The 24,814-nt window shown below is 38.0% G+C and carries 17 protein-coding genes; 11 read left to right on the forward strand and 6 right to left on the reverse strand.

The window, feature by feature from the left end:
* The first annotated feature begins 39 nt into the window (after positions 1-39).
* The 9 genes from BDD43_RS03295 (at position 40) to BDD43_RS03335 (ending at position 12,167) form a co-directional block, all read left to right on the forward strand.
* A complete protein-coding gene (locus tag BDD43_RS03295; protein ID WP_121196326.1) occupies positions 40-2,415 on the forward strand; it encodes an outer membrane beta-barrel family protein in 2,376 nt (791 codons plus the stop codon).
* A 93-nt stretch (positions 2,416-2,508) separates the two neighbouring features.
* Positions 2,509-2,709 carry a hypothetical protein gene (locus BDD43_RS03300; RefSeq protein WP_121196328.1) on the forward strand — a complete coding sequence of 67 codons (201 nt, stop codon included), beginning with the start codon at positions 2,509-2,511 and terminating at the stop codon, positions 2,707-2,709.
* Positions 2,710-2,766: 57 nt separating this feature from the next.
* On the forward strand, positions 2,767-4,050 hold the full coding sequence (locus tag BDD43_RS03305) for a hypothetical protein (RefSeq protein WP_121196329.1): 1,284 nt from the start codon (positions 2,767-2,769) through the stop codon (positions 4,048-4,050).
* A 2-nt stretch (positions 4,051-4,052) separates the two neighbouring features.
* On the forward strand, positions 4,053-4,421 hold the full coding sequence (locus tag BDD43_RS03310; RefSeq protein WP_121196330.1) for a hypothetical protein: 369 nt from the start codon (positions 4,053-4,055) through the stop codon (positions 4,419-4,421).
* Between the two features lie 36 nt (positions 4,422-4,457).
* A complete protein-coding gene (locus tag BDD43_RS03315) occupies positions 4,458-6,653 on the forward strand; it encodes a peptidase domain-containing ABC transporter (RefSeq protein ID WP_121196332.1) in 2,196 nt (731 codons plus the stop codon).
* A 514-nt stretch (positions 6,654-7,167) separates the two neighbouring features.
* On the forward strand, positions 7,168-8,169 hold the full coding sequence (locus tag BDD43_RS03320; RefSeq protein WP_121196333.1) for a helix-turn-helix transcriptional regulator: 1,002 nt from the start codon (positions 7,168-7,170) through the stop codon (positions 8,167-8,169).
* Between the two features lie 535 nt (positions 8,170-8,704).
* On the forward strand, positions 8,705-11,311 hold the full coding sequence (locus BDD43_RS03325; RefSeq protein ID WP_121196335.1) for a lanthionine synthetase LanC family protein: 2,607 nt from the start codon (positions 8,705-8,707) through the stop codon (positions 11,309-11,311).
* A gap of 15 nt (positions 11,312-11,326) precedes the next feature.
* Entirely contained in the window at positions 11,327-11,782 is a 456-nt protein-coding gene (locus BDD43_RS03330; protein WP_121196336.1) for a MauE/DoxX family redox-associated membrane protein, read from the forward strand.
* 88 nt (positions 11,783-11,870) lie between these two features.
* Entirely contained in the window at positions 11,871-12,167 is a 297-nt protein-coding gene (locus BDD43_RS03335) for a hypothetical protein (RefSeq protein ID WP_121196337.1), read from the forward strand.
* Between the two features lie 55 nt (positions 12,168-12,222).
* Here the strand turns inward: BDD43_RS03335 and BDD43_RS03340 are convergent, their stop codons facing one another.
* The 4 genes from BDD43_RS03340 to BDD43_RS03355 form a co-directional block, all read right to left on the reverse strand.
* Positions 12,223-13,653, reverse strand: a complete 1,431-nt coding sequence (locus BDD43_RS03340) for a TlpA family protein disulfide reductase (protein ID WP_162846969.1) — start codon at positions 13,651-13,653, stop codon at positions 12,223-12,225.
* 10 nt (positions 13,654-13,663) lie between these two features.
* Positions 13,664-15,052 carry a RagB/SusD family nutrient uptake outer membrane protein gene (locus tag BDD43_RS03345; RefSeq protein ID WP_121196340.1) on the reverse strand — a complete coding sequence of 463 codons (1,389 nt, stop codon included), beginning with the start codon at positions 15,050-15,052 and terminating at the stop codon, positions 13,664-13,666.
* 11 nt (positions 15,053-15,063) lie between these two features.
* On the reverse strand, positions 15,064-18,603 hold the full coding sequence (locus BDD43_RS03350) for a SusC/RagA family TonB-linked outer membrane protein (RefSeq protein WP_121196342.1): 3,540 nt from the start codon (positions 18,601-18,603) through the stop codon (positions 15,064-15,066).
* A gap of 199 nt (positions 18,604-18,802) precedes the next feature.
* Entirely contained in the window at positions 18,803-20,044 is a 1,242-nt protein-coding gene (locus BDD43_RS03355; protein WP_121196344.1) for a FecR family protein, read from the reverse strand.
* A gap of 105 nt (positions 20,045-20,149) precedes the next feature.
* Between BDD43_RS03355 and BDD43_RS03360 the strand changes: the two genes are divergently transcribed.
* Together BDD43_RS03360 and ltrA are read left to right on the forward strand one after the other, a co-directional pair.
* Positions 20,150-20,950 (forward strand): hypothetical protein, encoded by an 801-nt coding sequence (locus BDD43_RS03360; protein ID WP_121196345.1) that lies wholly within the window; start codon positions 20,150-20,152, stop codon positions 20,948-20,950.
* 620 nt (positions 20,951-21,570) lie between these two features.
* Positions 21,571-23,247 (forward strand): group II intron reverse transcriptase/maturase, encoded by a 1,677-nt coding sequence (gene ltrA, locus BDD43_RS03365; protein ID WP_121196347.1) that lies wholly within the window; start codon positions 21,571-21,573, stop codon positions 23,245-23,247.
* Between the two features lie 374 nt (positions 23,248-23,621).
* Here the strand turns inward: ltrA and BDD43_RS03370 are convergent, their stop codons facing one another.
* Both BDD43_RS03370 and BDD43_RS03375 read right to left on the reverse strand, forming a co-directional pair.
* Positions 23,622-24,173, reverse strand: a complete 552-nt coding sequence (locus tag BDD43_RS03370; protein ID WP_121196348.1) for a hypothetical protein — start codon at positions 24,171-24,173, stop codon at positions 23,622-23,624.
* A 14-nt stretch (positions 24,174-24,187) separates the two neighbouring features.
* Positions 24,188-24,790: an RNA polymerase sigma factor gene (locus tag BDD43_RS03375; protein WP_121196350.1), complete on the reverse strand. Its 603-nt coding sequence runs from the start codon at positions 24,788-24,790 to the stop codon at positions 24,188-24,190.
* Between the last annotated feature and the right edge of the window lie 24 nt (positions 24,791-24,814).

Consider the following 24,814-nt stretch of genomic DNA (forward strand, 5'->3'; position numbering starts at 1 on the left):
TACATATAACGCCTAAAGTTGAAACTTAAACAATATTTCATGGGACTCTTACTATTGGTTTCGACAATGGGTTATTCCCAATCAATAATAAAAGGCAACGTTGTAGATCAGCAAAATCAGGCCATTCCAAACGTTACCGTAACGGCATCCAAGGACAATCATACTTTAGTTATAGCGCTAACAGATAAAAATGGCAACTATACAATTACACTAAGTGGAGTTAATACGTTTCGGTTGAGTTTCCGATCTGTAGGTTACAAAAGCATAGATACAATATTGACCGACGTTAAAAGTACATTAATCAATACGAAACTATATCCTGAGAATATATCACTGTCGGAGGTAGCCATCAGTGGTAAAAAACCTATAGTCGAAAGAAAAATTGACAGGATAGTTTTTAATGTAGAAAATTCACTTGCATCTAAAGGAGGTGATGCATTAGACGTTCTAAAAGCAAGTCCGGGCATCTCAGTTGAAACAGATCAGATTTCAATGATAGCAAAAAGCCATTTAAGATTAATGGTTGACAATGTATTTATTCAGTTATCTGGAGAAGACCTGATAAATTTTTTAAAGACAATAAGTTCAGAAAGTATTAAAGATGTAGAGATAATTTCAAATCCTCCGGCCAAATATGACGCAGCCGGAAATAGTGGCATCATCAATATAAATTTAAAAAAACAACGTCTTAATTCATGGAATGCCGCTGTCCGGGGCTCAATGAGTCAAGCTACTTTTACATCAGGTACTAGTGGAACATCGTTCGATTATAACAGGGGGCCATTGTCGTTTTATGTGAATGCGAATTACAGTCTATCAGTAACAAAACGAACTGAAGGTGACCAGTTTTTTTATCCTGAAGAATTATGGAATTCGGACTATAATAAAAAATTCAATTCCAGAATTTTTAGCGGACGTGTTGGATTTGATTATAAATTTTCAAAATCTTATACCATGGGTATTCAGTATTTGGGAAGTCTCAACAAGCCTTTAACAATAGAGAACAGTCGAATTAATATTACCAATAATGCAACTGGCAAGTTGGATTCCATAGTTATTTCAGCTGGGAATAATAACAGAAATATTAACAACAGTTCGGTTAACTGGCATCACAATATCAAGTTTGATAGCCTTGGTAAAAAAATGGATATTAACTTCGATTATCTTAATTACGGAAGCGATCTGAATAGAAATTTCACTTCGGTTAATTATTATGACAATCTGCTTCCGACTAACAATAGCCTAATCTCTAAACTTTATACAGGCCAGCAAAATATACATAATTATTCGGGACGAATTGACTTTGAAATCCCGTTCCCTTGGGGGAGCCTGAGTTACGGCGCAAAGGCCTCTTTTTCAAATACAAAAAACAACATACTTACTTTTGACCAGAATGGCTCGGCATACATTCTTGATAAAGATCAAAGTAATCTGTTCGATTATACAGAAAACACTCAAGCATTATATATTTCTGCCAACAAAAAGCTTAGCAAAAGGTGGTTTGTACAGGCAGGGTTACGTACTGAACACACTACAACGACTGGGAACTCAATTACTTTAAGTCAAGTCAATAAAAATAATTATACCTATCTCTTTCCAACAATTTATTTAAGCTATAACCCCGATCAATCTAATTCATTTGTTTTAGATTTTGGAAGAAGAATTGATCGTCCTTCCTTCATCGACATTAATCCATTTCGTTTTTATTCCAGTGCTTATAGCTATAGCGAAGGAAATCCACTTTTGAAACCAATGTTCGGCCATACCCTAACGCTCACTCATACTTATAAATACAATCTGTCTACATCACTATACTACTCACTTGAAACAAATGGGTATGATGAAATCCCTTCTATTGACGCAGCAACAAATACGCAGTATTTTACGATGCAAAATTATTATACAGCCCACGGTATGGGTATTATTGAAAATTACACCTTCAATAAATACAAATGGTGGGAAAGTAACCTGTTTGGGTTTTTATGGTATGGCATTACCAAATTTAAACAAAATGTCGGCTTGCCCGAAAATAACGGGTTCGGGGCACATATCTCCGCAAACAATTCTTTTCTGATCGATTCGAAGAGCCAATTCAAGGCAGAAGTGGATGTTTCCGTCCATACTTCAAAACGCGACTTGGTATATCGCAAAAATGGGTACAGCACGATCAACGCAGGTGTAAGCTATCCTGTTCTAAATAAAAAATTAGATGTAACGCTTATGGCGTATGACATTTTCAGAACGGATACCAGGAATTTTACCACAACCACTGACATGATCAAACAAAATTATTATTCATACAACGACAACCGGATGATTAGAATATCATTATCATACAAATTCGGCAATAAAAAGATCAACGTCAAGAAACAGAATTTCGGTAATGAAGATGAAATTGGAAGGCTCCAAAAATAAAAGGTTTGCTTTAAAGATACTTGCAAGTATGTCCAATGGTGAGTTTCACGACTAAAAAAGGTAACTCGAAAATTAAAATTTATCTATAAAAAAATGAAAATTAAATCAACTAACAACCCAGGCGCATCTGTTGCGTTTTTCGGTTTAGAGATTCTTTCTCCAATGGAGCAGAGAGCAGTAAAAGGTGGCCTTGTGGATGACATTCACCAAGACAAGGATATTGATGATGGCAATGCGCATATTCATCAGCATGTGCATGTTCCGGCTCCTCAGGCACCTCAACAAGCTGTTTAACTGTTAAACAATAAGGGGGATACCAGAATATCCCTCTTATTTAATTCAATATGCTGTATGGAAACAATATCACTGCCAAAATCTGCTGTTAAACCGTTCTCAGACGAGTGGTGGAATGTCTTTTTAGATAATACAAACGCGATGAAGAAAACAACAGTTTTTAACAACGTGCTGGAAAAAAATGAGACAGCATTATTTCGGGAATGTATTATGGGTATCATTTCTACATTGGGCCAGCTTAAAACCAATCAGTATGGTTACAGGGTTTACCTAGACGGACATCAATTGCAATCGAACAATATGTACCAAGTTTATTCAAAATCTCCGATTCCTGGTGAGTCGCTTGATAATTGGGTAAACAGGGCATTTGGTGATAAAAAATTTGGACTCATTATTAATTCAGGCGAAAAATTCGATTTGCAATTATCTAAAAATATCGCTTTGAAAGTCAAACCGTTATTAGATAAAGTCGGTTTCCCTGTTGAAGGAATTAATTGGACTATTTTTATTGGCAATTATGACAAAACGCCTTTAGGTGTCCATGTAGATCCCCCCGGAGAAAATGTAATGCATTTCCATTTAGGGCCTGGCCCCAAAACGATGTATACCTGGAGTAAGGAAGAGTATGAGGCCTTAGCCGGTAATAAAATTAATGATAAAGGGGAACTTGATAGGCTTCTGCCATACGCGACTACATATACTTTCGGAGAAGGCGATCTATATTTCATGCCACAAGGTGAATATCATATTGGTCAGAGTGATGGACTATCTATTGCTTTAACTTTTTGGTTTTATAATCATTCTGAGTACGCCATTGCTCATAAGTTGCAGAAAATAATTAATGATCAATATTTGAAAGGCGGTAAAGATCTTCTGATGCCTGACCAAACTGATATGGATAGTTTAGATGGGATAGCAAGCACCATTAATTTATTTAAGTTTTCAGATGATATCGAGAATTTAAGTTACAAAGACCTTCTTCGTCAATCTTATTTGGACTTACGACATACTGTTGCCAGCAATGCCGGATATAGAACCAGCCCATTCCAAAAAGAAGAAGATGTTGAATTTGACTTAACGGATGTTATTTCTTTGGAATTACCTTATAAATTGAATTACAGACAATCACTTGACAACAAAAAGCTTTTTGTCTATGCCAGAGGGATTAAATTATCGTTCAATTATATTTCTTGTATCAAAGACTTCATCGATGAAATTAATACCGGTAAGCCATTATTAGTTTCAGACTTATTAGCCAAGTTGGACCAAAGTTGGGAGCCCGAAAGGGGGCTCTACCTATTAAATCTTTTATATAAACATCACGCAATTAACGCAATTTAAACATGAAAAATACAGCTATCGTAGCCTTACTTTTATTGTCAGTATCAGTAAGGGCTCAATCGAGAAAAGACAATCGCATTGATGCCAATCCCAAGAAAACACAGTTTTATTATTATGTGACGTTTGACCAATCAAAGCGTGCCGGATTGATTAACTTTCTAAAAGATAAAATCGGGAAAGAACAAATAGTCAAAGATTCAATTAGCAAATGGAATACTGCAGAAAAGGTTGAATTCGCTGTATCTGCCAATAGCATATCCATTTCCTGTGATAGTCCGAAAATTGATCAACACCTGTTAACTGAGTTGACGTCAATTACTGAAAAGGTTTCTGAATTAACCGAACAGAAAAAAATCGCCTACACTTATTGATAACCTGGTTGCTATTGCGAATATATACATATCAAGTTGAAAGTTAAGTTTTGCCCCCAGCATGACCAGATGGATTGCGGCCCTGCATGTTTGGTCATGATTGCAAGTGCTTATAAAAAGGAATACGCTCTTCAAACAATTAGGGAGCGTTCCTTTTTAACAAAGGAGGGTGTCAGTTTACTTGGCATTTCGGATGCAGCCCGATCAATTGGGTTCGAGCCCACTTCTGTAAAAGTTCCTTTAGAACACTTAAAAAACCTGCCCCTGCCTTGTATCTTACACTGGAAGCAGAATCATTTTGTTGTTTTATATGAAATAAAGCAACAAAAATTCTCAAATCGTTATTTATTCAAAATTGCAGATCCCGGATATGGTCTTATTTCCTTAAATCAAGAAAACTTTCTAAAATCCTGGGCTGGTGAGTATGAAAAAGGTATCGCTTTGATTTTAGAACCATCAACTAATTTTACTAACTACAACCCTCCTAAGATTTCAAATCCTAATATTTTAAATTTACTTACATATTTAAAACCATTTAAAAAACAGGTTTTTAATATGTCTCTTTGCCTATTATTAGGAAGTTTGATCACCGTGATGTTTCCTTTTCTAACTCAATACCTGGTAGATAAAGGCGTGACAGCCAAGAATCAAAACTTTGTCACCTTACTTCTTTTAGGTGAGTTGGTGCTTTTCGGAGGATTAGTTTCAATTGAAATTATAAGAAACAGAATATTACTCTATGTTGCTACAAAAGTGAATATAGAAATTTTATCAGCTTTTCTTAGTAAACTTTTAAGTCTTCCGTTGAGGTTTTTCGATACAAAACTAACTGGTGACTTTATTCAGCGAGTACAAGATCATGATAGAATAGAACACTTTCTTACTTCACAAAGTTTGTTGACGCTATTTTCCTTGATTACGTTTTCGGCTTTCTTTGGAGTCATGGCTTATTACGATATAGAAATTCTACTCGTTTATTTGATCCTTACGGCCCTCTCCATTCTTTGGATCAAGCTATTTTTAAACCGAAGGCGAATACTGGACTATTACAAATTTCAGCAGAGGAGTGAAAATCAAGAGGCAATTTATGAAATCATAAAAGGTGTAACAGAGATTAAACTAAATCAGTTTGAAACCTACAAAAAGAAAAACTGGGAAAAAATTCAACAGAAGCTATTTGAAATAAATCTAAGAATACAGAAGACGGATCAATATCAACTTTCTGGATTTGAACTTATCAATCAATTTAAGAACATCTTAATAACATTTTTAGCTGCAACAGCAGTAATTAAGGGAAAATTATCTTTAGGGAGCATGTTAAGCATTTCATTTATAACCGGCCAGATGAATGCTCCCATTACCCAGTTTGTAAATTTTATACGGTCGTTACAGGATGCTAAACTTAGCATGGAACGGCTCAACAGTGTACAAAATTTAGAAGCAGAGGACGCTCAAATAAGGCCTGATACAGACGGAAAACTAACCAACTCCAATAGTGGAATCTCTATAAAAAACCTATCATTTCAATATGAAGGTCCAATGTCTCCATATGTTTTAAAGAATATAGACTTATTCATTCCCCACGGTAAGATAACTGCGATTGTCGGGGCCAGTGGCAGTGGCAAATCGACCTTACTTAAGCTCTTGCTGAAGTTTTATGAGCCAACAAGTGGATGCATTTCTCTTGATAACTGCCCTTATGAAGATATTTCAATTTCATATTTTAGAAAAAACTTTGGTGTTGTTATGCAGGACGGTTTTATCTTTTCAGATACTATAGAACGGAATATAGCTACAAGTGAGGAAGCAATAGATCAGGACAAGCTTAATAAAGCTGTCAAAATAAGTAATATTAAAGATTTTATTGAATCGTTACCATTGAAATATAAGACTAAGATAGGCGATGCAGGAAACGGAATATCAGGAGGTCAGAAACAAAGAATTTTAATAGCTCGGGTAGCCTACAAAGACCCTTCACTTATCTTATTTGATGAAGCAACAAGCTCATTAGATGCAAATAATGAAAAAGTCATCATGGATAACCTTAATGATTTTTTTGTAAACAAAACGGTTATAATTATTGCTCACCGTCTTAGCACCGTTAAAAATGCAGACCAAATAATTGTTTTGGATGATGGTGAAATCGTTGAAATTGGCAATCATCATTTGTTGACAAATAAAAAAGGCAAATACTACGAACTCGTAAAAAATCAACTTGAATTAGGGAATTAAGTTGTTATGACAAGTAACACTATTAATTCATGTGTTTAGAATTATTATTTCATTTTAGATTAAAAGCGAAGTTAAACAACGCTTATTTTCCATAGATAAACATTAACGGCTTCCGCATTACGGAACTATAAACCCAAACCTGCAATTGCATGTAATCCTTCGCTAATGTGACTCTTCATTGAGAGTGTTATGCATCATTAAAACCCTCTTCATCTATTTTCGGGACATAAAGGCTAAATTTCGGGACAGATCCCAACTGTCATTTAAGGGACTTTTTTTTAACATTAGTTAATTTTAGAAAGATTTTTAACCTGTACTTTATTGCGAAATGCAAGTAATCTGAATAATCAGCAATTCATAAGTGAAAGTTTAATTATTTGAACTTTCACTTATTTCTTGCATTTCATATTAATAAAAAGGGCCTTGGTTGCTACCCCAATCGGCGGATCTCAAATGCATCCTAAAAAATCCATAATGGACAAAAATTTCATCGCATTATTCAAAGGAGAAAAACATGGAAAAGATGCAAAGGCCGATCTTACTAAAATTCAAATCAGAGCATAAAATAATTTCAAAAATCAGCCAAGACTTTCTTAAGAAAGTTCGTTATAGAGTTGGTCATGGAGAAAAAGAATTAATCGAAATTAAAGAGGGAACAATTTATTCCCAAAGACATAACCATTATCTTTTTTTTATAGAAATTATCGAACTTCGGCTAACAGAGGAACTTGATATGAGTTATCTCGTTCACAATCCGGCATTATTCTTATTCTTTATGTTACACGGGAATGTTAGCTTTTCGTTAACTGACGGCAATGCCGTCGCAGAGGCTGATAAGGGAGTATGCTATCCCACATACAATAAGCCAGGCGAATTTTTTGCCAATTTCCCCAAAGGACTACACTATCTGTTTTATATATCTACAAGACCCGGCTGGCTCAAAAATCACCTGGACGATTATCCATATTTCCGTGAATTCATGAACGGATTTGAACATAATACAGATCTGTACAGCCATTTGCCGCAATATCCTATTATTGAGCCCATGCGAAAGTTTTTACGCGAGTTATATAAAATAAATCCTGCCAGCCCGCGTAGTCTTGAAATTGGTATTACTAACAATTGCATGGGGCTTTTTGAGGAATATCATCGAATGCTCGAGTCAGGTAAAAACCTGAAAAGCGAAAGTCCCAGAGAAATCATTATCTCGATCAGAGAACATATTGATAAACATTTTACCAATGAGGATATTGCGAATTTAACCTTGCTTGCAGAACGTTTTCCTTTATCTGACCGAAGCATCAGGCGGCTATTTTCCAAGGAAATGCAACATTCGATACGTGACTATGTCGAGATTTTACGGGTGAATTACGGGCATGAATTGTTGCGGAAAACAAGGTTAAAGGTTAAAGAAATCGCCTTCAAAACAGGTTTTAAACACCCTCACTATTTTACAAAAGTTTACAAAAAACATTTTGATTTTACTCCCAAAGAGGCCCGTAGACGCAAATTTTAAATTAAAAACATCAAAATTTGACAAAATACCGGCCTGAAATAAAACGATCTTGGCCGAAATGCGATATTTTCTATACCGAAATTTATATCATTCAATCAGATAAAAATGATTGTATGATACGCATGGGGAGTACCGGCATTCATAACGCAATTTCCAGGCGACAAGCATCGCACTAAGGTGATAGTCCCCTGACCTAATTAAGCTGTCATCCATGTTTAAACCGGTGGTACTCGTAAGTTGGTTGCCGGATCAGGTGCAAGGAACGCAGGCGCAGCGATAAGCGCAAGTGTAAAAAATGGGTGGGATCGTATCAAGGCTACGGTCGTGCTGAAAAGAAAATTAGAAAAGAGAAAATAAATGAAACGACGGAAACTCAACAATATGAGAGGTTAAAAGGCTTCTTAACTAGTCTTTTTGCTCATATCCTGGGCGACGCTAACCGTCGTTTCATTGAAATTGGAATCGATGGTTATAATATCACCATTATAAGTTGACGCTTACAAAGTCAAAATACGCTTCTATTTCAATCGTACACATGAAAGAGCAATATGTCAATACACCAGTTCAAACTGAAATTGCACCTGTGGCAAGTGGTGATTTTAATTATGCCACCGTTTTGACAAAGTACGGATTGGAATACCAAACGATTGGTAATTATCTATCGGTCGGCAGCAAAAGCGGGATGCAGGGATGGGTATTGCATATTTCTATTATCCGGCAAGAGATGGCCTTATTCATGAATCAATTTTTAAGCAACAATGTTCCTTTAAATTTTTCATTTACCATCCCGGCTAACAGTACTATACATACCAGGATTTTGGATGGAAGCCTTGGCTATGGTGAAATTGGAAAAGTAATCTCCATTTATCCCCCCGATAAAAAGACTTTAACATTACTTGCTAACCAGTTGATCGAATTAACCAAAACTTTTGCAGGGCCGGTAATACCTGGTGTCATTCACCTGGCCAATAACGTATATACCAGCTTTAATCATGAGTTTTCGGCTGAACGGAAAGTAAAGTGGCCATTCCATCCCATAAAAGAAAAAAAGATCACCAAACCGAGTCGCTGGATTGGCAAATATTTAATCGTTTCTCAATTAAAAGGCGATGCAAAAGGCAATGTATATAAATGCTTAAATCTGAATAACTGGAGAAACATACACTGGTGCGTAGTTAAACAAGGCTTAGCGCACCAATGCACGGATGATTTCGGCAGGACTATAAAAGACCGGTTGGAATGGCAATATGAACTACTGCAATGGTTGACAGAAAATCGAATTTCATTGTCAAAGCCTGTAGAATATTTCGAGCATAAGAATGATGGTTACCTGGTCATCGAATATATAGATGGTATAAACCTTTATGATAAGGTTAACCAGCTCCATCAAGGGCAGATGTGGATCGCGATGCCCATCGAAGCCAGGCGCGAATTAATAAAAATCCTTTTAGAGGTAGTTTCAATTGTTGATAATTTTCACAGACTGGATACGATTCACCGCGATCTTAATCCGGGGAATTTCTTAGTACGTATGGACGGTACTGTTGTTGGTATAGATATTGAACTTGCGCATGATGAAGGCCCTGATTCGCCGAAGCCTCCCTTTACTTTGGGTACCCCAGGCTATATTTCTCCTCAGCAATTGCAATTGAATCCCGCAGGTATTGAAGATGATTATTTTGGGTTGGGCGCTTTGATGCTCAAAGTTTTTACAGGGATATCCCCCTCGAAATTTACGGGCAATAAGGAGGAAGACATTTTCAAGTCCATGAAATTCTTCACGGATAACAATGCGATAGCATCCATGATCAGCAGATCCCTGGTCAACAATCCGCAATCAAGACCTAAAATCAAGTCCATGCGCCATACGTTGTCAGCCTATGATGCATTATTATTAACCAACTTAAAAACCAAATCTCCGGAACCCCAAATTAAAATTCACGGGAACGAGAATACTGAAATAAAAGAACTAATTCAAAAAGGGTTAAATGCCCTGGCACATCCTATCATGATGGATCAGTTTGGTTATTGGATTAGCAAAAATGCTGAAACGGGCAATGCCATAGCAAACGAATTTCGCGGTTATGAATCTCTCAATGGGTTTGCCAATGGAGCCGGGGGCATACTTTACATACTTGCCAATGCCGGGAAATTGGGGTTTGATCTTAAGGCATTAAATATTCCTATCCAAAGAAATTCAGAACGCCTGGAAGCAAGCGCCGCTCAAACCGAGAGTGGTGACTCTGGCTTGTTTTACGGAAGTTCAGGCAACTCGGTGGCCTTATGCGCCTTGATCAATGCCGGTGTTTTGGAGAAAAATATCCACTATCATAATCAAATTTATCAAGGCCTTACTAAACCGTCCAACGGTGTTAACCTAGCCACCGGGAGTTCGGGACGTGGATTGGCAATGATATACTGTGCGTCTCATACCCAACAACAATTATATGAGCAGGAGTTACATTCAATAGTTTCAGATTTACTGAAAGAACAGCAATCTGATGGATCGTGGATAATTAAAAAACATCAATCCGACAAAAAGGGAATCAAGCTTTTAGGCTTTTCTTACGGGATAGCAGGTATAGTTTATTTCTTATTGATGTATTATTCAAAATACAATGATGAAAAAGTCAAGAAGGCAATTTTCACAGCACTGTCCTGGCTTTTAAAACAACTGGTTTCATCAAACGGCCACTTGCTATGGCCGCTAAATTCAAAAAATGGGGTAATCGAGCCTTGGTTTGAATATGGCTTTACCGGGGTGGCTTTAACTTTTATAAAGGCTTATGAGATATTTAAAGAAAATACATTTAAAGTGGCCGCTACCGAGGCACTGGCAAGCCACCCTAAATTTATATGCAGCAATTACATCACTGTGAATAATGGGCTGGCGGGCTTGGGACACGTTTATATTGAAGCATATAAAGCGTTTAAGGATGAAGACTGGAGAGATCGCGCCAGGTACATTGTGTATTATTTAATGCACTGCCGCAAGACCGAAACAGATGGAATTACTTATTGGCAGGAAGGGAACTTTACCCAGCCTTCTGCCAGTTACATGTACGGGAATGCAGGCATTATAAACTTTCTCATGCACTATACCCAATCTAAAAAGATCAATTGGTCATTGTTTAATTTTTAGCTATAAAGAAAGCCTATGAAGAAAGACATTATCATCGTATGCATTACAGCGCTTCTAGTCGCTCTGTTCCTGTACGCCAGCTTCAGCAAGTACTTTGATTATGCTTATTTTCAGCGTAGCATGTATAATCAGATTTTTCCGCACTGGATGGCGACATGCCTTATTTATACCATCCCACCAGTGGAGATTATCATTGCCATCGGGCTCATGCAGGAACGTACCCGGCTTATAGCGCTTTATGCTTTTTTTATCCTGATGGCTTTGTTTTCAATATACATCGCTGCCGGACTACTACACGTGTTTTCAAAAGTGCCTTGCTCCTGCGGCGGCATCATTAAATCATTTGATTACGGTGAGCATCTAATTTTCAATATATTCTTCGTTGCTCTCTCCGGCACGGCCATCTGGCTAAAAAAAAGCAAGCACTGGAAAAGAAAAACAGTCAATCATCTGCATTTTAATAATATGTAATGAACGATGATAAAATAATTCAAAATCAACAGGTTAAAACCGGTACCTGCACAGAAATCGGACATTATTTAAATTACATACTAACAACATGAAAAAGATCAGCATGGGCCTAATGGCCATTGCAGGCATCATTGGAATTGGTGGCGCCTTTGCATTCAAACCAGCTAAACAAGTTGGAACTACTTATTATGGGTATATGGATTCAAGCGGTAACGGTAAATGGTCGCTAAGCAGGCCAAGTGGCGCCTCTTGTCAGTCAGGATTATCTATTGCATGCACTATAACGTCAACAACGCCCCAAGCGACAGTTTTAGGATTGACAAATGCATTTCCTGCACAAAATACTATCGTAAATGGCAGTGGGTCTGTCTATCAGCCTAACTAACTATTTTAATCCAAGAGCCGCTAGGATGATTGTCATAGCGGCTCTTTTCTTCAGATTATTTAAGAAATTTTATTATCAATTTAGTTAGTTTGTCTCCATTATCCAGTCGAGGATCTGGTGCATTTCCAATAAGTTTACCGTCGGAATCTATTAAAAGCAAAGTTGGATAAAGGTTAATTTGATACTTTACCAAAAGCGGGTGTGAGTTCCCGCTACCTCCTGTATAAAGGTTTACAACTTCATTGGAAGTATACAGTCCACGATTTATGCTTTTTGTCCACGTATCCCGACTTTTATCAACGCTTATACTAATAAAAGTGACAGGACTTTCTTTGAAAGTTGTTTCTACTTTATGTAAATAAGGATATAATTCTGCGCAATTACCACATCCGGTATACCAAAAGTCAATTAAAACTACTTTGCCTTTGAAATCTGAAAGGTGTTTTAATACTCCATTTGTATCCGGTAAGGAAAAGTTATTGGCTAATCCCCCCATTAGGCGAACTGCTCTGAGTTTCTTTAATATAAAAACAAAGTCCTTTTTTTTAAAATAACCGAGGGCATCACTAATTTCGTCAGACAGATCAACACCTTTATCTTTTCGATCATAAATCATTTCAGTTACTAATCTTTCACGTAGGTCGGCTTTAAAGTTATTTTTTAAATAGAGATAACATTTTTTCACATCAAATGGCCGATTTACCGCAATGCATGAATCCAATTTATACTTTGCTATTATACTTGCTCGCAAAGCCGGAGAATAGTGAAATTGTTCATTCATTAAAAATAGCGGAGAATAAAACTGATGCAATAAATTATCCCTGTAATTATTTAATACAGTTACTGCCCCTATGGAATCGTGTTGGAAGAAATCGTGGTTTAGATCGCCGGCTTTACCAACAATCTGAGACACTATATAGGCTTTTATTAAGTTATAGGCATTTTGTGTAAGTAGATTTTTATTAGAATTTAGATAATTTAGTTGATTTGATGCACAGCTATCGCGTGATTGAAGGTATTTGGTTATTTCGCCAACCTTGGCTGGCGGCAAAGTAGAGCTATAAAAATTATTGATCTCGGAAATCTTGTAAAGCACATTTAATTTTTTGGCCCCTTTTCCTGAAAAATGCAAATAACCTGTAACCCTTATATCGTCTATTCGGACATTATCGTCTTCTTCTATAAAATAATAGCCTCTGATAGCTTGATTGGCATCCCAGGCAGTACAATGAAAATAGAAAAACAATGGAAATTTCCCGGATTTAACTTTAAAGTAAAAAGATTGATTTTTTACCTTACATTCAAGGTGTTGCTGGAAATTAGGATAAAAAGCACCTATACCATATTTGTTAACTTCCAAACTTACGATGTCACCATCTTTCGCGAAAGGAAGATTACCATGGATCGTAGCATAGCCCGTGCCAGCCAGCACCGTTTTACCCCAAAAAAGCATCCAGATCAGTATGTATTTAGATAGCGTTTTCATATACGGTGTTTTATCTTTCATTTTGGGGAATACCACTTAATTGAATTTCATTGTCAGGAATCGGCAATACGTAGCGAGGGTCATTTGGTGGCAAAGTGTAGGAAACTCCATCTACGGTACGGCTCAGGCTTATCGCAAAACGTTTTTCTTTGTTCAGCCGCCGCAGATCAGTCCAACGTATGCCCCGGTATAACAACTCCTTTCGCCTTTCTAGTAAAATCCGGTATAACGCGTCATCAGCATTCGCCGCTGAGGCAGGAACATAGGTGCCGGTTTTCCATCTTGTTGCTAATAATGTGTTCAAATCAGACATTGCAGCTGTTGTATTCCCTGAACGCGCATAACATTCAGCCCGGATCAGATAGATCTCATCTGTTGCAAGTCCGCTATATTTATTTCCATTAAAATCGTATGAGCCGACGAAGCGTGGGAATTGTAGAAGACCATCAAGTATGGCAAAGAATTTTGTTTTCCTTAAATCATTGTTATCATAAGAAGCGTATAGTAAGGAATCTACAACTACATTTCTACGCACAGCCAATATGGAATAATTATTCAATGTCGAATGGTAAATATCTTCGCTAACAAAAGTGTTATTGATAGAGGTTGTTGTAGGAGTGGTCAAAGTATTATAATCAGATAAGGTGTTGAACTGCGTTAAACAGGCGTCAGCATATTTTAAAGCCGATATATAATCTCCCGTTGCCAAATAAATCCTGGCAAGCAATGCAATTGCAGAAACCTGTGAGGGTTGTGTTTGAGATGTTATTTTGGGTGGCAATAATGGCAATGCCGTTTTTAGGTCTGCAAGAATCTGATCATAACACTGCTTTACTGTCGCCCTGGTAGACTTAACATTCAGATCAGAACTTAATCGCAATGGTATACCAAGGTCCGATGTCGAAGTAATGACATCATAAGGTTTTGCAAATGTTTGTACGAGGTCATAAAACGCATAGGAACGCAAGAAAAGAGCTGTTCCCTTAATTTGATTATACAAATCCTGCTGGCTGTTATTATATGAAATATTGGGTAGCGCGTCGAGTACAACATTTGCATTGTAGACCTTGCTATAAGCATTGCTCCAGTCAGAAACATTAGCCCCTGCATTATAAATTTGTTTCGCCCAGATATAGCTGTTTCTTTCGAGCGTTGATAAATTATTCCAGTATGAGGTTAAAACATAAAAATCATCAGAACTAATTTCACCCAATGCTGGCTCATTAAGATTGAATATAGCCTCATTTTCTTCTAAAGACCGCAAATCTGCCAAAGTATTAGGCACTGATAATGCCTGATCGGGCTTGGTCGCCAGAAACTGATCCTGTTTTTTGCAGCTTGACATGCATGTAGTAATAATCAGAGTTATATATGTAAATTTTTTAAGTTGCTTTTTCATATCGGGTTTCTTTAAAAATTAGCTTTGATGCCAAAAGATAGCATCCGTGGAAGTGGATAAGAGCCAAAAGTCGAGTTAGTACTCAGATCAGGGTCTAAATGATCATGGTTTGCACGCCAGAGAATGCCGACATTATTTAGATAAGTATACAGTTGGAATTTGGTAAAGGGAGATTTTTTCCACTGCTGTTTGGTCAAATCATAACTTAAGGTGATGTCCTGTAAACGAATGTGGTCGCCTTTATCAATTAATACTGATGAATTTTGGTAGAATTGATCCCTGTTTGTATTGTATGGCGGGTACATCAATGCAGGCACATTTGTACTCGATTCATCACCAGGGTTTTGCCATCTTTTATAAAAGTCTGTATTGCCATTGTAAGGCAAAGCAGATGAAGTATAAGAGCTACGTCTGAAAAAGTAATTCAGCTTATAAATGATATTAAACGAAAGTGATATATCTTTATATGAAAAAGTATTACGAAAAGAACCGAAAGTAGTTGGACGTGAAGATCCATTATAAACCATATCATCAATGCTGGTACCGGAAAGGATTTTAGCATAATCAGTACTTACCTGCCCATTTACATAGCCTTGAGGATCACCTGTATTATGTGTTAAACCGGCCCATTTGTAGCTATACAGCCCATAAAGTGATTTTCCAGTCAATGGATAGACACTACTGGCATTACTCAATTGAATATAACTGGAAGACGCAAGTGTCACATCGTATTTGGTCACGATATCTACCACATGGCTCAATAAGAAATTAGTTGTCCACCTAAAGTTAGTGCCATTGATGTTTTTGGTATTGATTACAATGTCAACCCCATTTCCTTTGATATCTGCTGTGTTGCCAAAAAATGTTGTTAATCCTGTTGAAGGTGCTAACGGGGAATCACCGAAAATATCAGTTCCTTTTTTGATATAATATTCTACACTGCCTGCTATAATGCTATTTTTAAACGCATAGTCTAAACCGAAATTGATCATACGTGTCTTTTCCCAACGCAGTTCAGGATTTCCAGGATTAATAACAATTGCGTAAGGATTTCCAGAGTAGTAAGAGTTGCTAAATTGCCTTATGGTAGTTACAGCTGTCGCACTTTTATTGATGTTACCGGTATAACCGTAAGTTGCCCTTAATTTGGCATAGGGCAACCAGGATAGATGATAGAAATCTTCTTTGCTAAGATCCCATGCTAACCCACTGGAGTATAATGGAACGGATTTTTGATTGGTATTGACTCCAAAAAGGTTTGACTTGTCAATTCGCCCGCTTAGCGATAATATATACCGATTATTATAGGTGTAAGATGCATTGCTAAAATAAGATATATAATGATCGGTTGTTTTACCGAACCCAAGTGAGTTGGGGATTCTCTGTCCGTACCCATAAGGTGTTATATTAAATGAGTCCGAATAATCAATAGTTCCATAACTTGTTCCAGTATTTTTATCATAACCATAAGAGGTATTAGAATTGCTCTCATTAATAGCTTCACTGATTTCGGCTCCCGCGATGGCACTCAATTCATGTTTTTGGTTCCAGCTATGATTATAATACAATTGTGCCCTGCCCCGCTGAGAGGTCAGATAAGCATTAGTCTGTTGTAAAATGCCACCAACAGGTATCGGGTAGGTTAAACTGCCACCAGATCCAATTTGAGTATATTGATTAATTAAGTTCCTGGCGTAATAAGTATCACTACTAAAATTTCTCAACTGATTCGTCACTGCGTGTTCATATTGATATTTCAGGTTAATACGAAAGTCCTTTAGAAAACCATATTGCATCCCCAAACTTATCCTGTTGTCTACCATCTTACTGGTATTATCTTCGTTGTTCAGTTCATCAAGCGGTCTGTAGGCCCAGTCCAGCAGTTTGCCGTCTGCGTTGCTTGTAAAGCTTAGAGAATAATCTTTAGGTATAGCCAATGCGTTACCACTCACATCAACAAGCTTTGCGTAAGGATAAATGTTATCATTGTTGAATGTGAGCCGCCCGCCGTTATTATAAATTGGGTTATTGGTTGTTGCTGCAACCTGAGTATAATTAAATCCCGCTGATATTTGAAGGTCCTTTAACGGGTAAAAGTTATATAGGGAATTTAAAGTGATCCTTCCATTTTGATTTCCTTTAAAATAACTTCTGTCCTGATCGTCGCCCAAGGAAAAAACATAATCACTATTGCTGTTACCACCTCTGAGATTAAGCGCATATTGTTGATTGATCGTCTTTTGATAAAAATATTGGTTGAGTTGATCGCGAACATCTGTGTTTCGTAAAGCATTAATTTGGGAAGTTGCATCAGCCGCGCTGATTGTTCCTGCACGCTGGTTGGCAAGGATTTGCACAACGGGAGATACCGGAGAGTAGCCTGAGCTTAAATTACTATCGAAATAGCCTTTATTGAATAAAGTTTGTTCGAGATTAATCACGTCATTAGCGGGCAGGAAATTGGGGCTATAATACAGATTGGGTTTATTACCTATGGTCACATTGGCATTCATTTCTACATTTAGCTTTTCGTTGCGCTTTCCTTTTTTAGTCGTAATAACGATTACGCCATTCCCTGATCTTACCCCCCAGATACTGGCTGCTGCGGCATCCTTTAATACCGTGACACTTTCGACATCATTCGGATTTATATTGTTAAAGTCCCCGTCATAAGGAAATCCATCGATGACGATCAAAGGTTGGGCATTGGCATATAAAGTATTTGTACCACGGATACTGATGTCAACTGCGCCAGCCGTGCCGTTAATTGTATTTCTATTAAATAGCAAACCGGGTACAACACCCTCCAAACGGCTTATTATATCCGTTCCGACCCTCCGATTTAATAATTCATTATTAATCTGTACAAAAGAACCAGTAGCTCTTTCCTTAGGCAGTGTCTGATAGCCTGTTGAAACAACAACCTCATTAAGTTGAGCGCTACCAATTTCAAGTACAATGGTTAGAAATTCTGCTTTCCTTACAACAATTTCTTTCGTCACGTACCCAACAAACGATACTTGTAAAATTGTGCTGTCAGCAACATTCGTGATTTGAAAATCACCATTACTATTAGTCGTCGCTACAGCCGGGCCATTCTTGATTTTAACTGTTGCTCCAGGCAACGGCAGTCCGTTAGCATCGGTTACTTTCCCTTTTACCGGGAACGGCGGTTTTTCCCGCGAGGGAGGCCGGGAACTTGCATTGTCGAACTTAATTACAATGCGGTCATCTATTACCTCATAGGTGAGCGAAAGAGGCAATAGCAATTCATTCAAAATTCTACTAACCGGCTGATCTTTTTCATGAATGGTTACCGGCTTTTCTATGATGCCTTTAGTATTGCTATAAATAATAACCATCTGCGCACTTGCAGCGATCTGGTCAAGTGTTTGTTTAAGCGGCTTATTTTGTACATCAATAGTAATCCGCTTCTCTAATCCTTGTGAATGTGCTAATCCAGTAGCCAGGGCAAGGTTTATAAAGCAACTGGCCGCAGCGGTTAATACAATGGATTTAATTTTTAATATAGAGCGTAATTTTGGGAGCATCGTGGTTAAATAATATGTTTGGGGGATTTGAAAACTATAACTATTGGCCTGCCGTTGCGCGGCGGCGGCGGATTGGAGAGCCCTTTTAAAGGCATAGGGGTTCCCATAAAGCAATTTTTCATGTTTTTGCAGTTAATCGTGTTTGTTAAAATTTAAATATTTAATGCCTGGGCTAAGGCAACGCTATTAGATTCTTTCGCTATCTTTCATCACATCCTCCCACTATCGTATATTTATTATTCTCTGTAACTACATTGGCACCAATCGCTGCTGCCAGCTGGCTGAGCACAATCTTAATCGGCCTATTGGTATCAAATTCACCATAGCAAAGACACATGGCAGATCTGTTTTCCAGTTCGATGGGTACATCATAATACTTTTTTAAATCAGCCACAACTTCACCCACTGGAGTACCGTCGTAACTCAGTATACCGTCCCGCTTTTTAATCACAGGTTGCAAATCAAGTATTTCCTTGCTGGCCAGAGAGGACGTGCCTTTATTAAAAACTATTTGTTGTTTGGGCTTCAGCGTCACTTCCGATATTTTTTCCGACTTGGCAGACATAACAGCCACCTTTACGATGCCTGTCACAACCGTAACGGAATAGGTATTAAGCTTGCTATCGGATTTGATATTGAAAGATGTACCGACAACCTGTGTCTGCATCCGCCCGCTATGGATTATAAAAGGATGTTTTTTATCCTTAGCTACCTCAAAAAAGGCTTCGCCGTCCAGCGAAACTACACGATAACTATTAACTAACTGATCTTCATAATTAAGGGTGCTGGACGGGCAAAGCCATATCTTGGTTCCATCGAATAGCTTAATTAGTTTTCTCTGGCCGTTTTGGGTAACTAATTGTTTTGAGGGATTTTTGATTTGAGCATCGTAACTATCCCTAAAATGCCGGTAAAACAAAAATAAAGTGGCTGATCCGATCACCAGCCACAAAGCGGCGATCTTCAACCAGGCATTGGCTATTTTATAGGAAAATTTGGATGGATTAGACTTTTGGGGCATTTGTGCCCGAATTTCGCTAAGTATGACAGATTTAACTTTGATAATAATCTTATCTTCTTGTTCAGCTTTTAGCGGCTTTAGGGTGTCTTTCGAGAGTTCATCACCAATCAGGGAATTAAAAAGTTCCTCATTTTCCTTTTTGCTGATTAGCTTAAACAGTTCATTGATCTCGTCACGAGTACACTCAACGTCGAGGTACTTTTTAAAGAGACTTTTTATATAGATTTGATCCTTCATTTGTTGTGTTACTCCACAACAAAATAAAACATAAGAGAAAATAGGGCTATTGAATAAATAAATTATTTTAATGGGCCATTTGTTTGCTGCAATTACACGCAGGGTGAAAACCGCAAATTGGCTTTCCGAAGTAATTCGGAACGAGCACCCGAAGGACATCAAAGTTTGTCGATAGGTAATCATTAATGATTTTGCGGTTGCAAACCTGAAATCGCTAACGCTTTATCGTATCTACTACCATCAAAACATTTTTGCTTTAACTTTGCAAATCATTGTAAATCATGTCCTATGCAGCTTAGAAATCACATTGTTTATCGCTTTTTAACTGAAAAACATTTTTTAAACGATATTTTAAGATCATTGCTTCCCATAGAAGTTGAAAATATGATTCGCCATCAGCAGAGTGACGAAGAAATGCACAGGATCGCTATGACGTACAAGCTATTGGAGATTGATGAACAAAAAGCTTATTATATCACCAATACAGTAGTTGATAAGCTTGACCTACTTAAAGTAACCAATAAAAATGGGATATATGACTGGACGGTTTTTAAGCATGTAAAACCTTGTAAACTAACATTCATATTCAAAAATAATAGTTTTTTACGTGTCTGGATTCATCACCATGTTATCCAATTTTTACATGGTCAGTTTGTTTATTATTCACAGCAGGAGAAGCTAAAGTATAAGGCAACAGGTAGTATAGATGTGGTACAATTATATGTAGACAGGAATACCGGTGAACCTACTGCTTATTTTGCCCACGCGAGTGCAAATGGTATGGAAGAAACCTTCTATAAATTATTGTGTTTTTTCTTTCTATCTGAAAACCAAGAAATTATTGTTAACCCAGGTAAAAGCTATGGCACGAAGAAACAACCTGATGCGCTTTCAAATGATATCAATGTACCTGTAACTATCGTTAACAGTTGCTGGAATATAACGAGCATACGAACCGACGGATTTGATGTAAGCGGGCATTTTAGATTGCAACCCTGCGGGCCAGCTTTAGCCGATACCAGAATGATATTTATAGAGCCGTATAAAAAGCATGGTTATGTAAGAAAGGCCGCCAAGCCATTAGAATAACGTTTAAAGTTCTTCACCGCGTTACGGATAGCTGCGGCATGTGTGACTTGTTGTCCGTGAGTAAAGTAAGCGGACATTACAAAAATGTTCTTTGTAATAACTGATTATCTGGTGAATGGGAACACCATTCCATCTATTTGAACAGATGAAAACACTTTCCTCATTTATACAGGTGGCAACTGTATAGGTGCAGCAGGGAAGAAAGCAAGTACGAGTGGAATCTGACACTCAATCCTTTGCGAGTGTAGAGGTATGCGTAGGCAACGAACCTATGTTTGAATCATCGTCACTGTCAACAAGCCTACTCAGATTATTCAACTACGGTTGTAAGGCTTGCCCAAAATGGGAGCGATTACAGGATTGATGGTTATGTCGTCCATCAATCGTTCAAACAATTGTAATCCGGTGAAGAATAGGACGCTAACCCTTAGTCAATTAAGACCATACAGATAATCGGAACAAGGTAATCTTATTAAGGCTCTGCAGTAGCAGAGGGAAGCCATCCTTATGCCTTAATAAGAAGAGATTGGGTAAAAAGCAAATGCCTTTGGGAAAGCCAAAGGATAGGCAGACGTACCCACGACGTTAATGATAGATTTAGTAAGTAGCAACTTAAGACGATGAACACGGCAATACGACCGATGTATGAATGGAACACAATTAACTGGACGAAGGTTCAGCGTAATGTTTTCAAGCTGCAAAAACGGATTTATCAGGCAAGCATGCGCGGAGATATAATATCTATGCGCAAACTACAAAAACTGTTATTGAAATCTAATGCCGCCAAGCTATTGGCGGTTAGGAAAGTAACACAGGACAATCAAGGCAAGAAAACAGCGGGTGTTGATGGTGTAAGAAAACTAACGCCGGTGCAGCGAATGAAACTTAGCAACCAAGACTTATTGGAAGCAAAGGTTAAACCAACTCGCCGAATATGGATTCCGAAACCAAACAGCGATGAAAAACGCCCTTTGGGCATACCCGTTATGAAAGACCGTGCTGCACAGGCATTGGTTAAATTAGCCCTTGAATCCGAATGGGAAGCGAGGTTTGAACCCAATAGTTATGGGTTTAGGCCTGGTCGCTCAGTCCATGATGCTATTGAAGCAATCTTTTTATCAATCAAAAGTAAGCCTAAGTATGTATTAGATGCCGATATCGAGAAATGCTTTGATAAAATCAGTCATGAAAAACTGTTAACAAAGTTAAATACCATTCCCAGCCTAAGAAGATTGATTAGGGCTTGGTTAAAAGCCGGGGTGTTAGAGGATGATGTATTTAACCAGACTGAACAAGGCACGCCGCAAGGCGGTGTGATTTCTCCATTGTTGGCTAACATTGCTTTACACGGCATGGAACAAATCGTTAAAGAGAAATTCCCTGTTCGCGGCGGCCCAATACTTATTAGATATGCTGATGACTTCTTAGTCTTTCATAAAGATCTCGCGGTTATAAATCATTGTAAGGCAGCTATAGAATTATGGCTTGCAGATATTGATTTAAACCTGAAAGAGGAAAAGACGAGAATTGCACACACCTTACTACAGGATGAACATGGCAACCGGGGATTCGACTTTTTAGGTATGCACATTGGCCAATACAATGTTGGCAAAACGCATACAGGAAAAAGCAACTATGGGAAGCCTCTCGGCTTCAAAACTTTTATTAGGCCATCGAAAAAGTCTCAAAAGAAACAACATAAAGCCATACAAAACATTGTACGTCGTAATCGTACAATCGAACAAGAACGCCTGATAGAACAACTTAATCCTGTCATAAGGGGATGGAGTAAATTTCATTCAACAGTTGTATCAAAGAGGGTGTTTAGTAATATGTCACATAAGTTGTTTCAATCTTTGAGGCGATGGGCGAATCGAAGACACCCGAATAAGACCCAAACTTGGGTAAACCGCAAGTACTGGCGATTGGAAACCGGTCGTTGGACATTTGCTGCTCGTAAAGGGAAGCCTCTTAGACTCTATAGTGAAACTCCAATCATTAGGCACGTCAAAGTTAAAGAGAACCGCTCACCATACGATGGTGACTGGTCTTATTGGGGAGCAAGGCTTGGTAGATACCCTACGTTATCAAACAGAAAAGCCATGCTTTTGAGGAAACAGAAAGGTCGATGTTCAATATGCAAATTACAGTTTACATTAGGCGATGATATGGATACCGACCATATTATTCCTTTGTATTTGGGAGGAAAAGATATATGGGCTAATGTGCAACTATTACATGCTCATTGTCATGTGACCAAAACGAGGAAAGACAGCTTGCTTCATATAAATGATTAACGGACGAGGAGCCGTGTGAAGGGAAACTTTCATGCACGGTTCTGAAGACCAGCCGTAAAGGCGACTTTACGGCTGAGTTTAATCCCGCGCAGCGGATACAGCGGATAGCCGACCCCGCTGGAAGTGGGGAACGCCCTGATTCGAATTATTCTTCCCTTACACCTGCAACCCGCATACGGATGCTTTGACACTGGTTTACACGATCTATCAAACTTTTATCCAGGCTTGCTAACTGAACATTATCGATGAAAATACTATCAGTGTCAGACAATTGGAGATAGCGCTGAAATTTAAAAGAGCGCCTCACTCGTAATGGATTTCTTATCATCACAAGTGTGACATCAAAAGATGTAAATGTGTGACACTATAAGATGTTATCGACATTTACGTTGATAAATAAGCCAGGTTGCGGAATATAGTTTTCGCAGATTATCATAAACTTCAATAATTTCCCTTGCAGTAAGTGTTTCGAGAACGGCTTTATCGGACAAGGCTATGCGGAGCCATTCGTGCAGGTACTCCTTATATTGTTCCAAAGTAATTTGCTTGAAAAACCTTTTTATTACTGCCAAGGGATTGAGGATCTCTTTTTCTGAAAGATTATGTGGGAAAAACTCCCAATCTTTTCTTTCTTGCTCAATTTGGCTTTCTGTTATATTTTCATTTGATAGAAACATGCTATTACCGGAAGCTAATAAAAGATGGGCAGCCTCTATTAACTGTATTGTTTCTTCGTAAACAGAAAGGAGGTATACCGCCCCGTGACGACTATTGAATTGTGCATCATTAATAACATGGTACCGCCACTTGTTTAGATCTTTTCGGTGCTCTGCGGGCAGGCCCGAATTAAAGAAATCAGCAATGGCCACGAACGGCGAATTTACCTCACTTGATGATGCATTTGTATATAGTGCGGGTGTGGCCATGACTTTTTAATTTACTATGGATTAATGCGATATAGTACTACAGATACTATCAGAAAGACAGTCAAATCAGTATTTAATAGAAAAAATTCTTTTACAGATTTATTGGCTGACACAATCTGATTGCGAATTGTTGAGGTGGAGATTCCCAAAATTTCACTTGCTTCCTGATAGCTTTTACCTTCAAACTTACACAGCTTAAAAACCTGCTTGCGTTGTGGTGGTAAATCTTCTATAGCCCTCATTAAAAGCTCGTAGGTTTCCTGGTCGATCATGTTTTCTTCAGCGTTGGTAACATGATCTACCGTAGTTATTATCAAATGGTCGATGAGTCGTTTATCACGGGCAACTTTTTGAAAATGGTTCAACACCAGCCATCGCGCAACCATGTATAGGTATGGCCAAAATGCTTTATCGGGGTCAATTTGTTCACGCCTTGTCCACACAGTTAAAAAAAGCTCTTGCAAAAGCTCCTGAGCAACTTCCTCCTCTTTCACTAAAAACAAAATATTGCGGTACAAGGGCCTGCTACAATGATCGTAAATCTTGGCAAAAGCTCGCTCACTGCCTTGTTGCAGTTGCTGAAGAAGAAAAGTGATATTTACATTTTCAGTGATCATCTACCGTTGCATAAATGCAAGCCT

The organism is Mucilaginibacter gracilis (assembly GCF_003633615.1).
GTDB classification, from domain to species: Bacteria; Bacteroidota; Bacteroidia; order Sphingobacteriales; family Sphingobacteriaceae; genus Mucilaginibacter; species Mucilaginibacter gracilis.

What these genes read in the sequence shown, in the direction of transcription:
- BDD43_RS03295 (WP_121196326.1), top strand. Translation starts at nt 40, where the DNA reads ATGGGACTCTTACTATTGGTTTCGACAATGGGTTATTCCCAATCAATA.
- BDD43_RS03300 (WP_121196328.1), top strand. Translation starts at nt 2,509, where the DNA reads ATGAAAATTAAATCAACTAACAACCCAGGCGCATCTGTTGCGTTTTTC.
- BDD43_RS03305 (WP_121196329.1), top strand. Translation starts at nt 2,767, where the DNA reads ATGGAAACAATATCACTGCCAAAATCTGCTGTTAAACCGTTCTCAGAC.
- BDD43_RS03310 (WP_121196330.1), top strand. Translation starts at nt 4,053, where the DNA reads ATGAAAAATACAGCTATCGTAGCCTTACTTTTATTGTCAGTATCAGTA.
- BDD43_RS03320 (WP_121196333.1), top strand. Translation starts at nt 7,168, where the DNA reads ATGGAAAAGATGCAAAGGCCGATCTTACTAAAATTCAAATCAGAGCAT.
- BDD43_RS03325 (WP_121196335.1), top strand. Translation starts at nt 8,705, where the DNA reads ATGAAAGAGCAATATGTCAATACACCAGTTCAAACTGAAATTGCACCT.
- BDD43_RS03330 (WP_121196336.1), top strand. Translation starts at nt 11,327, where the DNA reads ATGAAGAAAGACATTATCATCGTATGCATTACAGCGCTTCTAGTCGCT.
- BDD43_RS03335 (WP_121196337.1), top strand. Translation starts at nt 11,871, where the DNA reads ATGAAAAAGATCAGCATGGGCCTAATGGCCATTGCAGGCATCATTGGA.
- BDD43_RS03340 (WP_162846969.1), bottom strand. Translation starts at nt 13,653, where the DNA reads ATGAAAACGCTATCTAAATACATACTGATCTGGATGCTTTTTTGGGGT.
- BDD43_RS03345 (WP_121196340.1), bottom strand. Translation starts at nt 15,052, where the DNA reads ATGAAAAAGCAACTTAAAAAATTTACATATATAACTCTGATTATTACT.
- BDD43_RS03350 (WP_121196342.1), bottom strand. Translation starts at nt 18,603, where the DNA reads ATGCTCCCAAAATTACGCTCTATATTAAAAATTAAATCCATTGTATTA.
- BDD43_RS03355 (WP_121196344.1), bottom strand. Translation starts at nt 20,044, where the DNA reads ATGATTACCTATCGACAAACTTTGATGTCCTTCGGGTGCTCGTTCCGA.
- BDD43_RS03360 (WP_121196345.1), top strand. Translation starts at nt 20,150, where the DNA reads ATGCAGCTTAGAAATCACATTGTTTATCGCTTTTTAACTGAAAAACAT.
- ltrA (WP_121196347.1), top strand. Translation starts at nt 21,571, where the DNA reads ATGAACACGGCAATACGACCGATGTATGAATGGAACACAATTAACTGG.
- BDD43_RS03370 (WP_121196348.1), bottom strand. Translation starts at nt 24,173, where the DNA reads ATGGCCACACCCGCACTATATACAAATGCATCATCAAGTGAGGTAAAT.
- BDD43_RS03375 (WP_121196350.1), bottom strand. Translation starts at nt 24,790, where the DNA reads ATGATCACTGAAAATGTAAATATCACTTTTCTTCTTCAGCAACTGCAA.